Below are 15,231 nucleotides of genomic sequence, written 5' to 3'. Positions count from 1 at the left end.
AATGATACCGCTTCATTAGCGTGGTTACAGGTATCGCTTTTCACGTGGTTGGCGATACTTGTTTAAGGAGTGATAGTCACGTGGTCATAAAATGACATGAACCGTGACGCTGACATCGGGTTTTACGTTGTCAAGCCATAACCAAAAGTACTCGATTATCGCTTTCTTCTCTGACGCGATAGATGTTTTTTGCCCCCAAATGTTAAAGTTTAGTTAACGTAGCGGAAAAGCTACCTAAGTATTTGATATTTTATAGCTTTTTAGCTACCTTTGCAGTGTCATTCAGACAAAGAGTTCTTTAACATGTTTAATTACAACAATCAAACACAATCAATTGTACAATGAGTTGACTAAAGCGGGATGCTTTATCACTCGACATGGTGCCGAGCACGATGAATGGTTCAATCCCAAGAATGGGATGAAAATCAGAATTCCAAGACATGGTAGCCATGAGGTTAAGATGAGCGTGTTGCGTGATGGACATGTGGAGAACTCTTTTTATGGGAATTTTAAACAAATAAGATATATGGCAAAGAATGTAGTGCTGATTTTAGAATATGGTAATGGCGGATACTCTTGTTACAATGATAAGCCATTGGGTAATTATGGTGTCATAGATGGCGATGGTGCGACCGCAGAGGAAGCCAAGGCCGACTTCATGAAGGCTCTTCAGGAATGTAGGGATGATGACCCTAACAACAAGGCCTTGCAAGACTTGACGTTTACATATAAGTACGACGTGCAAGCTTTCTTCAAGGAGTTCTCCTTTCTCAACGCTACCGAGATTGCCAGACGTGCAGGCATCAACCCATCGCTCATGCGCCAGTATGTAAGTGGAGTCAAGACCGCTGGAGAGAAAACATACCAACGACTCAACGCCTGTATGGACAATATTAAAGCGGATTTACAAGCAGCCGTCTTTTGATGGTTGTGTTTTCATAAAGTAATTAAATGAACTCTTTAAGCCCCTGGTGCGTGACGCATCGGGGGCTTTTTGTGCCCAAATGTTGTCAGCATCATGGCTTTATCACAAACTCGACGGCATCGATGGAAATGGTGGAGTGGGAAGTTTCACCGAAGAAGAGAAGAATATGCTCCGTGGAGCACTATGCGAGGTTTCAAACCGCATACGTGCTGCTGCAGACAGAATTTGAACAAAATCTCTTTTCTTGCATCATTTAGCCTTTTTCCTTCGGTCAAACATACCACGAACGCACAAATTTCGTTAAAATCCGTGAGTCTTATAGCACTCACTTCCTATTTGGTTATATGACTTTTTTTTATAACCTTTGCAGCAAATTTTAACGCAATGCCAAAAAAGATGAACATAACCCAAAAGGACCTAGACCGTGTTAAGAAAAGGTGCCTAGAAAGCTTAGGAGACTTCTTAAGCGAGTTGTGTCGTGACAAATTGATGGGTCCCACTAGCGTTGAAAAGATTTTCAGTTTCGATCACACTACATTTAAACGGATATGTGAAAAGGATCAAACCATAACTGTTAAAACGATGGCTAGGACGATGGGAATCATAGCAAGTTTCCTCAATGGACTTAAGGAAACATGTGACAAGGAACTGAAAAATCTCCAGGAAGATGATAAGATGAAGTTATATCTGAAAAGGAAAAAGATTGATGAGTTGGAAAAAAAGAGAGTGAAATGCACGGAAGCCATGGAAAAATACAAGAAGACTTTCGGTATTATAGCAATCAGCTTCTTTGAACTAATCGGACAAAACGATGAATTTTAATCATTAAATAAGAGACAACCGGTTAAGATGCTAACATCTGAAGCCAAGTATTAATATAAATCATACCAATACCCAGAAAGTACGCACAACCCTACCCGCCCCCACACCTTACGATAGTAGGCGCTCGGCAGTTCTCCAGCGGCTTACGCTAAAAACGTTAGCGCAAACACACGTCCTCTACTAAAATGAGGCGGAAACAATTAATAATCAACCTAAAAACAACAAAGGAAGATGAAACTATTTTTTTATAGGAAATTTATTCGCTTCGTAATAAAGCATTTCACCATCGTTATCTACAATACCATCCAGATGAATGGTGGTCAGTATATCGAGCACATGAACAACTATCAGGGAAAGGAGGATGAGAAATGTCTGGACAAAGAATGATCATCATGAACGCTGGTAGCTCTTATTTTGAACATGTGGAGAACTATTATGGCAGCAATGCCTGTGAGCAAACCTCATGCAGAAATGCTGAGATGCCGGAAGAGCTGAAAACGGAAAAGGCTCAGAGGATTAAGAACAACCTGATAAAGATTGGTATGGTAACCGAAGATTTCATGCCCTCAGGACTGTCATCATCCGAAGCTGCCGTCCTTGCCAATCAGATAGGTACAGAGTTGGAAATCAAGAATATATGGAGCGTATTCGGCAATTATTGGGGTCCTAATCCGAACTCGATGAGAGCCGCCTGCAACCGGGGAATGGAACAGAAGAAAACGGGTGCCTTCCTCGAAAAAGTGATGCCTGCTATCAGAGGCTAATCTGGCAGGTAGTACTAGTACGCGTACATAGTACGTACTAGGTAGAAGCGAGAAATTTTCCCTACCTTTGCCCCCGGAATTCAGAACCAATGCGGTCTGAGTTTCGGGGGCTTTTGTGTATCTGCACATCAACCGTGGTGGGAGCCCCCAATCTTCTAAATTATTTAAAATGATGGAAGTGAAAGCGTATGTGTTCAGTCATCCTTCTTACAGACGACTGAGAGTAGTGAAAACGGAAGAGGGGATTACCCCACAAACCAATCTTTTATTAACGAAATAACATGACAGAAACACAACATGTAATTGCACTGAACCCTTATCGCAAGGGCAATAAGGGGAAGGTGTTTTCCAACAGTCTGGCGGTGTATGACAAGGTGATTGCATCGCCGGAAATCAGGAAGATGATTCGGCAGATTAGGGGCGAACTGCCTATCCCGAAGGTGGATGCCAACGACGAGAAGGCGGTGAAGAAGGCGCAGGACAGGCTGAAGAGCGAACTGCCTTTCTTCTGTCCCCACTACGGCATTTTCAAGAACAATGTGCGCAGACAGGAGAATGCCCAGCCCGAGAGCTTCATGTTCCAGACTATCATCGACGTGGACGACAGGGAGTATGTAGACAAGGCTATCGAGAAGGCAAGGGAGCTGAACTGCTCTGACAGCATCTGGAACGGCTCGCTGCTGCACCTCTGCTACAGTGCCCGGAAGAAGCTGCACATCGGTATCAGACTGCCGGTGGGAATGACCATCGAGGAGACGCAGAAGGCGTATTGCGAGGCGCTGGGGGTGCCGTATGACGAGAGCTGCATCACACCCGAGAGAATGATTTATCTTACGGATAAGGACTCGGAAATCTACAGGTCGAAGATGTGGTGCGCCGTGCTGAGCGAGAAGGAGATTCTGATGCGAAGGCAGGCGTATCTGGACCGCGGACTGACCGTGGACGGAAGAGGGAAAGTTAATAGTTTACAGTTAAAAGTTAATAGCAATGGTAAGAATAATGAAAATAATAGACTATCGGGCAACGACGGCAATCCTGCTGTTTCTGCTGGCTCTGCTGTTCAGCCTGCCCAACCTGGTAATAGCCATGGTGCTGATGCTCCTCATATCGGGGATTCTGGAGGCAATCAGGATGCTGGCGGACTGGAAGCCAGAGAGAAGAATCTGATTGCATTTGACCTCTTTACGCAGGCTGCCGGACTCGGGGGTATGGAGATTGATACCGTGGGGTCGAGACACTCTTCGCTGCTGGCTATCATGAGCGCCGGTGCTTCGAGGGTGATGGAGGAGGAGGAACTGATGAAGGTGGTGAGGGTGAAAATGCCGAGCTACTATCAGGAGAACGACTGCCATCAGCTGATTCACGATTTCTATGCGAAATATGCTGACAATACGAAGCCGATGTCGAGGGAAGTGATAAGGGTGAATGCGCTGGCGGAGCAGAAGGCGAATGGAGTGAAGAGTGAAGAACGAAGAGTGAAGAAACAACGTTCGGCGGCCGAAGGGAAAGCCAATTCAAATGCTGTGACTAATCATGCTGTTCAAAGTTCAAATCTCCAAGTTCAAAGTACTGAGCAGGATTATCCTGACCCGCCGGAGATGCCGAAGAAGCTGCCGAAGCTGGTGGAACTGCTGATATCGAGGACGCCGGAGATTTATAAGCCGGCTGTGGCGCACGCTATCTTTCCGCCGCTGGCTACGCATCTCTGGAAGACGAGGTTCCGGTATATTGACAACGTGGAGCACGAGGCGAGACTGATGACGCTGCTGCTTGCGGGTACCGGAGCGGGTAAGAGCAGCGTGAACAGGCCCATCGATTTCATTATGGAGGATATCAGGCAGAGGGATGCTGAAAACCTGAAGCGCGAAAAGGCGTGGAAGGATGAGATGCTGCGCAAGGGTGCCAACAAGGATAAGCGCAAGAGACCTGAAAACCTGATTATCCAGGAGATTGATGCGGATATGACAAACCCGGCTTTCGTGATGAGAACGGCTGAAGCGCAGGAACATTTCCTCTATACTTCGCTCAATGAGCTAGACCAGTTTGATGCGCTCAAGGGTAGCGGAAACCAGCAGTTCCGTATCATGTGTCTGGCAGCAGACCCGGGTAACAAATATGGACAAACTCGCGTAGGAACGATGAGCGTAACGGAGCGTGTTACCATCCGGTTCAACTGGAATGCATCTACCACCATCCAGAAGGGTCAGCGTTACTTCTCTAAGGTTCTTACCGATGGTCCTATCAGCCGTATCAACTTCTGTACCATCCCTGAAAGGGAAATCGGCGAAGATATGCCTGTATACGGTACTTATGATGAATCGTACCGTGAGGCGCTGCGGCCTTACATCGAAAATCTGAACAAAGTAACGGGTCTGATTGAGTGTAAGGAGGCGTTTCAGCTTGCCCTCAAACTGAAGGATGAGAATGCTGAGTTTGCCCGGCTGTCGCAGGACAGGACGTTTGAGAATCTCTCGTTCCGTGCCAACGTCATCGCCTACCTGAAGGCGTGTGTGCTGTATGTAGCCAATGGTTGCAAGTGGGAGCCGGAGATTGACGAGTTTATCCGCTGGAGCGAGCAGTATGACCTGTACTGCAAGATGCGGTTCTTCGGCGACATGATTGCGAAGGAGAACTATACGGCGGAGAGGAGTTCGAAGCGTGGGCCTCAGAATCTTTTACAGATACTGCCCGATAACTTTACGGCTGCGCAGTTGCTTGCCATCCGGCTGGAGCATGGTTTGGATGCGAAGGGTACCGATATGATGATCAGGCAGTGGCTGCACCGGAAATACATCAGGCGGGCGTATCAGTATACGGGCAAGCGTGACAGTTGTGACAGTTGTGACAGTTTTGAGAAGCTGAAGTATCGCCACGATGGTATGGTTATTGAATCTTAAATTTATTTTTACTTATGCAGATAGTTTTAAAACGTATAGCGAAGAAGAAGACCTACACGATAGGTCGCCTTTATATCCTGAAGGATGAGGATGTGAAGAAGCGCACGATTGAGAGTGTGAACAAGTGCAGGGGGCTGAAGACGGTATGCGAGGTGCCTCCGGAGAAGCTGAATGCGGACTCGTATTTCTGTGATACGCTGGAGCCGTGCTGGCGCAACCTTCTGGGTGTGGAGCTAAGTCCTGCCGAGGAGAATGTGCGGTTGGGGCGTGTATCGGGCAAGAAGGCGCAGAAGATGAAGGGCACGACGGCGATACCTGAGGGCACTTATCCGGTGGTGATCAGCAAGTCGCCGAAGTTTAAGATGTGGTTGCCGCTGCTGTTGGGTGTCCCCAATTTTGAGGGCATCCGCATCCATGCCGGCAATTATCCCGATGATACGCAAGGCTGCATCCTGGTGGGTGAGAACCGTGTAAAAGGTATGGTTGTGAACTCCCGCATCTGGCTCCACCGCCTCATCAATGCCATTACCGCTGCGAGAGACAGGGAGGAAAGCATTTGGATGACCATTGGGTAGTGATTAGGGAGTAGTGATTAATTATTAGTGATTAATTATTAGTGATTAATTTTTAATACATTTTTATATCATGGAAAAAAATTATAAAACAAAAAAAGAAGAGATGAAAATGAAGGAGAATGAAAAGACAGCGGGTAATGCTATCGTGTTCGAAAACCCTGAATTCGGTAAGATTCGCACCTTGACCGATGAAGATGGAGAACCCTTGTTCTGTGCGAAGGACATCTGTGATGTACTGGGATACAAAAGAGCGAATGACGCTGTAAGCCAACTAGTTAAACCACTTGATACGGCAAAACGCAGTGCATGGGTAGTGACAGGTTTTAAGAAGGATGGAAGCGAGGCTAAACGCTGGACTCAGATGCTTTTCGTTAACGAGAGCGGATTCTATGCTTTGGTTCTCGGCTCCAAGCTTCCTACGGCGGTAAAGTTCAAAAACTGGGTTACTTCCGAGGTGCTGCCACAGATTCGCAAGACGGGCGGTTATATTCCGGTACGGCAGGGAGAGAGTGATGAGGAGACGATTCGACATGCTGAAGAGATTCTCAGGGCTACACTCAATGAGAAGGAGAAGCTGCTGAAAAACCAGCAAGTGCAGATAGATCAGCAGAAGAAACTCATCGGAGAACAGGATACGGAGATTCGACGGCTGAACGGTGTGGTGGATGAGCAGGTGGTTTGCATCGCCAAGAACGGTGAGAACATCATCCAGTTGGAGAATCAGGTGGATCATCTTCTGCCGAAGGCGCTCTACACCGACAATGTTCTCAACTCTGTTTCCTGCTTCACCACCACGCAGATTGCGAAGGAGCTGGGTATCACGGCGCAGGAGTTGAACCGCCAGCTCTGTGCCCTTCATATCCAGTACTACCAGAGCGGCCAGTATCTGCTCTATGCTGATTATGCCCACATGGGCTTGGCGAAGAGCCGCACCCGCTACTCTACCCTCCCCGACCCTCACTGCGATGGGGCACAGGAGAAGCTGGGCACCGCCTACACCCACACTTATCTCGTATGGACAGAAAGAGGAAGGAAGTTCATACATTTAAAGGTAAAAAGGTAAAAAGGTAAAAAGAGCCTAGCGGGGGGGGGTAAGCTAGGCTCTTTTTACCTTTTTTAGGGGGACCAGCGATAGAATCGCTGGGGACGGGGGCAGGAAGGGGGAAAGCCTCTTCCTGCCCCTTTGCGCCCCGTTCCCAGCGATTCCATCGCTGGTCCCCTAAAAAAAAGAAAGAAAAATTTGGTAGTTAGTGAATAAAGCCGTAACTTTGCAGGCTCTTAGAACAGAATAAAGGAAATAGATTAGTAATTAAAAGCAAATATGAATAATCATACAACATCAATAACGACGAACAAGAAACATCACTACCGGGAACTGCTAGCTATCGGCATTCCTATCATCATCGGACAGCTGGGTACCATCATTCTGGGATTTGCCGATACGCTGATGATTGGCCATCACAGTACACCGGAACTGGCGGCTGCCGGACTGGTGAACAATATCTTCGGTCTGGTATTCGTATCCTATATGGGATTCACCTACGGCCTCACTCCTATCATCGGACGGCTCTACGGCGAGGAACGGACCGACTGCATCGGACAGAAAGTGCGCAATGCCTTCTGTGCCAACATGCTGACGGGCATCATCTTCACCCTCGCCCTCATTGTGCTCTACCTGAATCTGGGGCGCATCGGACAGCCTGAAGAACTGCTCTCGCTCATCCGCCCTTACTTTCTGGTAAACCTTGCCTCGGTGCTCTTCATGGGCATCTTCTTCACGATGAAGCAATTTCTTGACGGACTCGGACAGACCAAGGTGGCGATGTGGGCGATGATTGGCGGCAACGTAATCAATATTCTGGGCAACTGGGTACTGATTTACGGTGTGGCGGGCTTCCCGGAACTGGGTTTGCTGGGAGCCGGTATTTCGACGCTGGTGAGCCGCATTCTGATGGCGCTGGCGATGGTGGGCATGCTGATGACGGGCAAGAATTTCGGGGAATACAGACGCGATATTCTGCACAGTTCTCTGACCAAGGCTGACTTCAGGGAGATGAACCGGTTGGGCTGGCCTGTGGCGCTGCAGCTGGGCATGGAATCGGCTGCCTTCACGCTGAGCTGTGTGATGGTGGGCTGGCTGGGAACCATTCCGCTGGCGGCTCATCAGGTGATGATTACCCTCTCGCAGCTCTTCTATCTCGTGCTTTCGGGCATGGCAGCTGCGCTGGCTATCCGCGTGAGTCATTTTATGGGTCAGAAGGACTACGCTGCTGTTCGCCGCAATGCCTACGACGGTTTCCGGCTGAACCTGTTGTTCTCGCTGTGCATGGGTTTGCCGGTGTTCCTGCTTCGCCATCAGATAGGTGGCTGGTTTAATGATAATGTGGAGGTGCAGGCGTATGTGGCTACGCTGATTATCCTGATGATGGTATATCAGTTTGGCGACGGACTGCAGTATACTTTTGCCAATGCGCTGCGTGGCATCGCCTGTGTAAAGCCGATGGTGCTCTATGCCTTCATCGCCTATTTCGTCATCTCATTGCCGCTGGGCTACACCCTGGGTTTCCCATGCGGCTTAGGCATTCTGGGCATCTGGATCGCCTTCCCGTTCGGTTTGACCATAGCGGGAGAGATGTATCGAAGAAGATTTGAGAAAGAACTGAAAAAGATTGAGGAATAAAAGGATACGCAGGAACGCCTGACGGACCATAACGCCTGACGGGATTGAAAAACTGCATCTATTAAAAATAAAAAAAAGGGTGTTCATACTCTATTTCTAGAAATATGAACACCCTTAAATATAAACTAACTGCAATTTCCTTTACTCAGCAGCCTGCTCAGCACGATCATCTACATTCTCACCCTCTGTAGGAGCGAGAGTAGCCTTGAAATCGGTGATGCCGTACTTAGCAAGAATGTTGTACCACTGGAGGAGCTTCTTGATATCGCTGTCGTGAACACGGTCGCGATCGTAGTTAGGAAGAACCTCAGCAAAATAAGCGTGGAGCTCAGCAACAGGCGCCTTCTTGTAGTTGAAAGTGCTAGGCTTGCCCTCTTCCTTCTTGCTTACGCTGTCGAGCACTTCCCAGAGTGGCACCTCATCAGCGTCTGTATACATAGCGATGTCACCAAGACTTGTTACACGGTCTGTAGCGAAAGCTGGGACACGCTTGTGAGTCTCATCGAGCGTTTCTACGATGAGGTTTCTGTTGCCTCTTGATACCAATTTATAAAGGCCTGGTTTGCCTGCAATTGAAAGGATTGTTTCCATTGTCTTTTCTATTATTCTTTATTATTAATGATATCCAATAATTTTCTTACCTGTGCATCGATATCCTGCTCGCCATCGTTCACGATTTCGAAATCGGAGCGGGCTGCAAGCTCTTCCTGCGGCATGACGGCATCTATCCACTGCTGCGCCTTCTCGGCCGAGATATGGTCGCGCTGCATGATGCGCTGGATGCGGACCGGTATGGGAGCCGTTACGCAGACCACGAAATCGAGGTGGACACGGCGGTAGAAACCGCTATCGAAGAGGATGGCACTCTCCATCCACTCATAGCTGCTCTGCTCGAAATCGCGCGCCACAGCCGGATGAACCACATCGTTGACAGCCTGCTTGTTAGCCTCGCTGGCAAGCAGAAACTGAGCCAGCACGGGCTTCTGCAAAACGCCCTCTGCGCTGTAAACCTGCTCGCCTACCAGCTTCTTCAAGCCAGCCTGCAAGCGGGCATCGGTACGCATGAGCCGCTTAGCCTCGGCATCGCAGTCGTAGACCCTGATGCCCTGTTTCTCCAATATCCGGCACACATAGCTCTTACCGCTACCTATGCCACCCGTTATCGCTATCTTCATCATAGTAGAAAAACTATCAACTATAAACTATCAATTATCAACTATCATTGCTGTTCCAGCAGATAATCTACCGTTTCCAGTTCGAGATGCGCCTTGCTCACCGAGCGCGGCACGCTGCGCAGCTGGAGGTGGCACTTGTCTGAAGGGTTGTTAGCCAGATCATTATAATCTACTACCACCTTAAACTGGCTCGGCTTGATGGTTCTGAAGAGGCTGGCTCCGATGGTGAATCTTACCGAAACCTTAGACGGGAAGGTACGGAGCACCATGTTATCCGGCATGTTGATGGCCGTAACAGGCACCTCGACCGCCTCTTCGGTAAGCACATCAGGATATACCGCCAGACGCACCATCTGAGGCACAATCTTCATGCCGCGTATCTTCTTGATAAGCACGCTGCGATGAATGGTATCCTGCAGGTTGCGCATGTTGAAAGGCTCGATTTCTACCGATTCCAACTGGTCGAGCATCTTCTTGTTGGCGTAAACCATCACCGTAGACGGCAGGAATTCGGTATGCGCCAGATAATAGCTCTTGCTGGTTGTAATCTTTCCTCTGAACACCACAGGCACCCGCTTGGAAGAGCCGTAGGTGAAGAAGAAATCGAATTTTGCCGGTTTGATGGAGATCAGTTTGGTAGAGCCATAGAGCTGGGATGCCACCTGTTTCTGCACATCAGCCATCGGAATCTGTCCCGTTCCCGTATCCTCGTCGGCATAATTGGCAAAACGGAATGTGAGCGGATGAATCTTGCCTCCGTAAGCATAGGTAACGAGGGTGAATCCCTTATCGCGCACCGTAATATGCACGGTATCAGGGATATCGCCGGTTATCACCGCATTGCGGGGCACGCCGGTCAACTGCACAGGGATATGGAATTCTCTCTCGGTAGTCTCATTGAGCGTCATCATCAGCCAGAAGATGCCGCTAAGAGCGAGAAAGAACAAAAAAATCAGAAACTCCTTATTCAGACCACTGAACAGGAAGTTTCTGACAGCTTTTAATATGCTCTTGATACTATGCATTAGGTGTCTGACTAGCTGCATCAGCAAACACGTAGCCCTTAGCTACAGTGATTACCACGCCACGAGCTATCTCAACATCAACGGTGTTAGCCTCGAGGTTAACACGCTTAACAGTGCCGTAAACACCGCCACCTGTAACTACCTTAGTACCCTCTGCCAAAGCATTCTGGAACTTGCGGATTTCCTTCTGCTTCTTCTGCTGAGGACGGATCATAAAGAACCACATGATAGCGAAGATGGCTACCATCATGATGAGAAAACTCATGCTGCTACCACCGGCAGCAGCTTGCAATACTAAATTTGTCATGTCGTTAAAGTATTATCTATTATTATTTATGTTCTATATATAAATAAGGTGTGGCCAGCAAGAAAGGCCTCCGTTATTTACTCACCCTCGCCCGGAGCGCGATGAATGCGCGGACGACGGCCGGCTGGGTGCTGGTTGTCTGGGCGCTGTTTGCCGGCATGTTCGCCGTGCTGTGCATGCTGATGCTGCTTACGCTCAGGCATCTCCTTCTGGATGAGGTTGCGGCTGATGAGCTCGCGGCAGATGCTGTCGAGCATACCGTTAACATAACCGCCGCTTCGAGGAGTGCTGTATGCCTTGGCAAGTTCTACATACTCATTGATAGTGACGGTAGCCGGGATGCCAGGGAAGTTCATCACCTCAGCGATGGCAATCTGCATGATAATCACATCCATATAGGCAAGACGTGAGAAATCCCAGTTGCGCAAAGCCTCGCTCATATAGCGCTGGTAGGTATCGCAGTTGAGGATGGTAGCACGGAAGAGCTTGCGTGCAAACTCTCTGTCTTCAGCATCCTTGTATTCTGGCAGCAATTCCTGCTTGGCCTTAGCCTCTGGGTCGAAACGCTTGATGGTCTTCAATACGAAAGTATCTACGATATCCTTGTCATCGTTCCAGTAGAGGCTCTTTTCCTCGAGGAATGCATCAAGATCTTCATTGTTCTGAATGAACTGCTTGTAGATGCGGCGCCATACCTCACGGTCGCGGTTGTACTCGTCGAGATCGGCGAGTTCCTCATCAATAGCTCCGCTGATATAATCAGCATAGAGATCGCTGGACGTAATCGCAGTATACACTTTGCGCACCATCTCGATATCCTCATCCCAGTTGGAATGCTTTACATCTATCCATTCGAGCAGCATCTTGTTCTCTTCGAGCTGCAGAGCGAACTTATTGAATGCGAAACGTGGTGAAGGTTCCTGCTCACCCTCTCTCTTGGCACGAGCTACTTCTACATCGTAGCGCTTGCGTGCCTCCTGGGTGACGGCAACGATAAGCTGCAACATGTAGTTGTACAAATCGTATGACTTGGAGAGACTAAACATCAGCTCCTTCTCAGCGTTATCCATGTTATGATCGCTGTTTTGATAGTATGCGTAGGTTAACTGCACAATCTTACGTCTTATCAAATCCCTATTAATCATTCTCTAATGTTTTTAAAAGATTTATATATTAAATTACCTAATACGCTTGCAAAAATACACATTAAATAGGTAATAGACAAGAAAACGGGCAAAATTTTCAGTTTATTTAAGCAAAAAAGTGTATTTTCCTTAATTTTTCTGCATGTAGAACATGTTTTTCAGTAAAAAGTTTGCTCATTCCAAATAATTTTCGTAATTTTGCACCCGCTTTAAGCAAAGCTAATCCGTGTGATGGCGAGTTAAGGCACATTTTTTATTAATAACTTAATTTAGAGTAACACAAAATGAAAGAGATTAATGTAACAGGTCAGAAGCGTACAGACCTTGGCAAGAAAGCTTCTAAGACATTGCGTAAGGAAGGTTTGATTCCATGTAACCTTTATGGTGAGAAGAAGGGCGAGAACGGTGCTCCTGAGGCTTTGTCATTCGCAGTTCCATTCGCTGAGTTGCGTAAAATCATCTACACTCCTCATGTATACGTTATCAACCTCATCATCGACGGTGAGAGCCACACAGCTATCATGAAGGAGATTCAGTTCCACCCAACAACAGACGCTCCTCTGCACGTTGACTTCTACGAGGTTAACGACAAGAAGCCTATCACTATCGGTATTCCAGTTAAGTTGACAGGTCTTGCACAGGGTGTACGTGATGGTGGTCGTATGAACCTCTCTATCCGTAAGATCAACGTTACAGCTCCTTACCAGGTTATCCCTGAGCACCTCGATATCGACGTTACAGAGTTGAAGATTGGTAAGAGCATCAAGGTAGGTGACCTCTCATTCGAGGGTCTCGAGTTGGCTACAAGCAAGGCTGTCGTAGTTTGCTCTATCAAGATGACACGTAACGCTCAGCTCGCAGCTCAGGCTGCTGATGATGCAGAGGCTTAATCGCTGAGTCATCAAGATTTTACGAACCTGAGTAAAGCATTATCAAACATTGGATAAATATTTGATTTGTGGGCTTGGTAACCCTGGCGATGAATACGCCGGCACCAGGCACAACACAGGATTTATGGTATTGGACGCTTTTGCTAAAGCGTCCAATATTCATTTTGAGGATAAGCGATATGGCTTCGTAGCCGAGACTACGCTCAAGGGAAGAAAGATTTTCCTGCTCAAACCTACCACATTCATGAACCTGAGTGGTAATGCGGTAAGATATTGGCTGAATCAGGAAAAGATTGACCAGAGCCGACTCCTGGTTATCAGCGATGAACTCGCCCTGCCACTGGGTGCCTTCCGACTGAAGGCAAACGGCAGCAACGGCGGCCATAACGGATTGGGACATATCCAGCAGCTTATCGGTCAGAATTATGCCCGCCTGCGCATGGGCATCGGCAACGATTATCCGCGTGGCGGCCAGATTGACTGGGTACTGGGCAAATATACTGAGGAAGACATGAAGCAGCTGCAGCCGGCCATCGACCTGGGTGTAGAGATCATCAAGAGCTTCGTCCTTGCCGGTATCGATATTACAATGAACCAGTTTAACAAGCTAGGGAAGAAATAGGAAGCCAGCAGAAGCCAAAGCCAGCAGAAGCCAGCCCCCGTTCCAAGCGATTCCATCGCTTGTCCCCCCAAAAAACAAAGCAGAAATGAAAGAATCAGCAAGAATAGACAAGTGGCTCTGGGCAGCCCGCATTTACAAGACTCGCAGCATTGCTGCCGATGCCTGTAAGAATGGTCGTGTAATGGTAGGAGGCGTAACGAGAAAGCCTTCCTTTATCATCAAGCGTGGCGATGTGGTAAGCGTCAAGAAAGCCCCTATCACCTATTCTTTCGAGGTTCTCGACTGCATAGAGCAGCGCGTAGGAGCCAAAATGCTCTTCGGAGTCTATAAGAACGTGACCGATCCTAAGCAATATGAATTGCTGGAGATGAGTCGCATCAGCGGATTCGTAGATAGAGCAAGAGGCACTGGTCGCCCAACTAAGAAAGAACGCCGAGCCCTGGATGCCTTCGTTGATCCAGCCATGTTTGGATTTGACGAAGAAGACTGGGACGAGGATGAAGAATAAAAAAGAGGATTGAATTTACTATATAAAGTAATTCAATCCTCTTTTTCTTTAATTTCTGAGCTTTGGCATGTGGTTTTGGAATACAAGAAAACGGGGATAAAAAAAATCTAAAAATATTCGATTTGGTAACAATTTCGTATTTTTTCGCCCGATTTTAGCAAATAATCATTAATTTGTTTGGACTCTATTGTAAAAACCTATATCTTTGCACCCGAGAGATGATGGAAAGGCATGATAAATGGCTACCTCATTTTCAGTTTTATAGTAACATACTATTTCAAAAGCGACGAGAATATTAACAGTTTTAAATTTATAAATTGAAAGAGTTATGAAAAAATTATTTATTATGGCAGCTATGGTGCTGTCTTCAGTAGGTGCTTTCGCACAGCAGGCTGCAGGTACAACAACTATTCAGCCTAAGGTAGGTTTGAACGTTTCTACAATTGGTGATAATGACTGGAAGGCAGGTTTCGCTGCTGGTGCAGAATTGCAGTATCAGGCTTCTAGCAACTTTGGTGTTGCTGTAGGTGCTCTCTACTCTGTACAGGGCTACAAGGCTAAGGATGTTGAAATCGATACTCCAATCGGAGACGTTACCGTTAAGAACGACTCCAAGTGGAATCCAGGCTATATCAATGTACCTATCACATTGAACTACTACCCAGTAGCTGGTCTTGCTCTCAAGGCAGGTTTGCAGCCAGGTTTCTTGGTAAACAAGGATGATGCAGAGCACGTTAAGACCGTAGACCTCTCTATTCCTGTAGGTCTCTCTTACGAGTACCAGGGCATTGTATTCGATGCTCGTTACAACATCGGTGTAACTAAGGTTTTTGAAAACTGGGATCACTACAACAACGTAATCCAGATTACTGTAGGTTACAAGTTCTCTCTCTAAT

At 47.5% G+C, this 15,231-nt stretch carries 18 protein-coding genes; 13 read left to right on the top strand and 5 right to left on the bottom strand.

Features of this window, described 5'->3' with window-relative positions; all coding sequences use genetic code 11:
- The first annotated feature begins 418 nt into the window (after positions 1 to 418).
- The 9 genes from KSW37_RS04855 (at position 419) to KSW37_RS04815 (ending at position 8,663) form a co-directional block, all read left to right on the top strand.
- Positions 419 to 925, top strand: coding sequence for a pilus assembly protein HicB (locus tag KSW37_RS04855; RefSeq protein ID WP_367397545.1), 507 nt, complete (start codon positions 419 to 421; stop codon positions 923 to 925).
- 43 nt (positions 926 to 968) lie between these two features.
- On the top strand, positions 969 to 1,154 hold the full coding sequence (locus tag KSW37_RS04850; RefSeq protein WP_417166016.1) for a DUF5053 domain-containing protein: 186 nt from the start codon (positions 969 to 971) through the stop codon (positions 1,152 to 1,154).
- A gap of 155 nt (positions 1,155 to 1,309) precedes the next feature.
- Positions 1,310 to 1,747 carry a hypothetical protein gene (locus KSW37_RS04845; RefSeq protein ID WP_217314139.1) on the top strand — a complete coding sequence of 146 codons (438 nt, stop codon included), beginning with the start codon at positions 1,310 to 1,312 and terminating at the stop codon, positions 1,745 to 1,747.
- Positions 1,748 to 1,978: 231 nt separating this feature from the next.
- Complete coding sequence (locus KSW37_RS04840) at positions 1,979 to 2,134, top strand: hypothetical protein (RefSeq protein WP_217314140.1); 156 nt, start codon at positions 1,979 to 1,981, stop codon at positions 2,132 to 2,134.
- A complete protein-coding gene (locus tag KSW37_RS04835) occupies positions 2,116 to 2,511 on the top strand; it encodes a hypothetical protein (protein WP_217314141.1) in 396 nt (131 codons plus the stop codon). The genes KSW37_RS04840 and KSW37_RS04835 overlap by 19 nt, the downstream gene beginning before the upstream one ends.
- Positions 2,512 to 2,792: 281 nt before the next feature.
- Positions 2,793 to 5,408 carry a hypothetical protein gene (locus KSW37_RS04830; RefSeq protein ID WP_217314142.1) on the top strand — a complete coding sequence of 872 codons (2,616 nt, stop codon included), beginning with the start codon at positions 2,793 to 2,795 and terminating at the stop codon, positions 5,406 to 5,408.
- A gap of 14 nt (positions 5,409 to 5,422) precedes the next feature.
- The gene (locus KSW37_RS04825) at positions 5,423 to 5,983 is read left to right on the top strand and encodes a DUF5675 family protein (protein WP_217314143.1); all 561 of its coding nucleotides are present in this window, start codon (positions 5,423 to 5,425) and stop codon (positions 5,981 to 5,983) included.
- 109 nt (positions 5,984 to 6,092) lie between these two features.
- The gene (locus KSW37_RS04820) at positions 6,093 to 7,046 is read left to right on the top strand and encodes a phage antirepressor (RefSeq protein ID WP_254368603.1); all 954 of its coding nucleotides are present in this window, start codon (positions 6,093 to 6,095) and stop codon (positions 7,044 to 7,046) included.
- A gap of 258 nt (positions 7,047 to 7,304) precedes the next feature.
- Entirely contained in the window at positions 7,305 to 8,663 is a 1,359-nt protein-coding gene (locus KSW37_RS04815; protein WP_217314145.1) for an MATE family efflux transporter, read from the top strand.
- Between the two features lie 141 nt (positions 8,664 to 8,804).
- On the opposite strand, the gene KSW37_RS04810 is transcribed toward KSW37_RS04815, so the two are convergent.
- The 5 genes from KSW37_RS04810 to nusB form a co-directional block, all read right to left on the bottom strand.
- On the bottom strand, positions 8,805 to 9,254 hold the full coding sequence (locus KSW37_RS04810) for a DUF5606 family protein (protein ID WP_217314146.1): 450 nt from the start codon (positions 9,252 to 9,254) through the stop codon (positions 8,805 to 8,807).
- 11 nt (positions 9,255 to 9,265) lie between these two features.
- The gene (gene coaE / locus KSW37_RS04805; RefSeq protein ID WP_217314162.1) at positions 9,266 to 9,838 is read right to left on the bottom strand and encodes a dephospho-CoA kinase; all 573 of its coding nucleotides are present in this window, start codon (positions 9,836 to 9,838) and stop codon (positions 9,266 to 9,268) included.
- 44 nt (positions 9,839 to 9,882) lie between these two features.
- Positions 9,883 to 10,863: a CdaR family protein gene (locus tag KSW37_RS04800; RefSeq protein WP_217314147.1), complete on the bottom strand. Its 981-nt coding sequence runs from the start codon at positions 10,861 to 10,863 to the stop codon at positions 9,883 to 9,885.
- A complete protein-coding gene (gene yajC / locus KSW37_RS04795; protein ID WP_117587171.1) occupies positions 10,856 to 11,170 on the bottom strand; it encodes a preprotein translocase subunit YajC in 315 nt (104 codons plus the stop codon). The genes KSW37_RS04800 and yajC overlap by 8 nt, the downstream gene beginning before the upstream one ends.
- 77 nt (positions 11,171 to 11,247) lie before the next feature.
- Positions 11,248 to 12,315: a transcription antitermination factor NusB gene (nusB, locus tag KSW37_RS04790; protein WP_217314148.1), complete on the bottom strand. Its 1,068-nt coding sequence runs from the start codon at positions 12,313 to 12,315 to the stop codon at positions 11,248 to 11,250.
- Between the two features lie 284 nt (positions 12,316 to 12,599).
- Here nusB and KSW37_RS04785 point away from each other — a divergent pair, with 284 nt between their 5' ends.
- The 4 genes from KSW37_RS04785 to KSW37_RS04770 all read left to right on the top strand — a co-directional run bounded on the left by KSW37_RS04785 (position 12,600) and on the right by KSW37_RS04770 (position 15,230).
- Positions 12,600 to 13,205 (top strand): 50S ribosomal protein L25/general stress protein Ctc, encoded by a 606-nt coding sequence (locus tag KSW37_RS04785; RefSeq protein ID WP_117692160.1) that lies wholly within the window; start codon positions 12,600 to 12,602, stop codon positions 13,203 to 13,205.
- Positions 13,206 to 13,254: 49 nt separating this feature from the next.
- A complete protein-coding gene (gene pth, locus KSW37_RS04780; protein ID WP_118066592.1) occupies positions 13,255 to 13,827 on the top strand; it encodes an aminoacyl-tRNA hydrolase in 573 nt (190 codons plus the stop codon).
- An 85-nt stretch (positions 13,828 to 13,912) separates the two neighbouring features.
- Positions 13,913 to 14,335: an RNA-binding S4 domain-containing protein gene (locus KSW37_RS04775; RefSeq protein ID WP_217314149.1), complete on the top strand. Its 423-nt coding sequence runs from the start codon at positions 13,913 to 13,915 to the stop codon at positions 14,333 to 14,335.
- A 328-nt stretch (positions 14,336 to 14,663) separates the two neighbouring features.
- Positions 14,664 to 15,230 carry a porin family protein gene (locus KSW37_RS04770; protein ID WP_217314150.1) on the top strand — a complete coding sequence of 189 codons (567 nt, stop codon included), beginning with the start codon at positions 14,664 to 14,666 and terminating at the stop codon, positions 15,228 to 15,230.
- Position 15,231: the final 1 nt, after the last annotated feature.

It is taken from the genome of Segatella copri (assembly GCF_019127135.1).
In the GTDB taxonomy this organism is placed as follows: Bacteria; Bacteroidota; Bacteroidia; order Bacteroidales; family Bacteroidaceae; genus Prevotella.
Note: the sequence above shows the minus strand (reverse complement) of the source record. Positions and strands in the feature narration are given on the sequence as shown.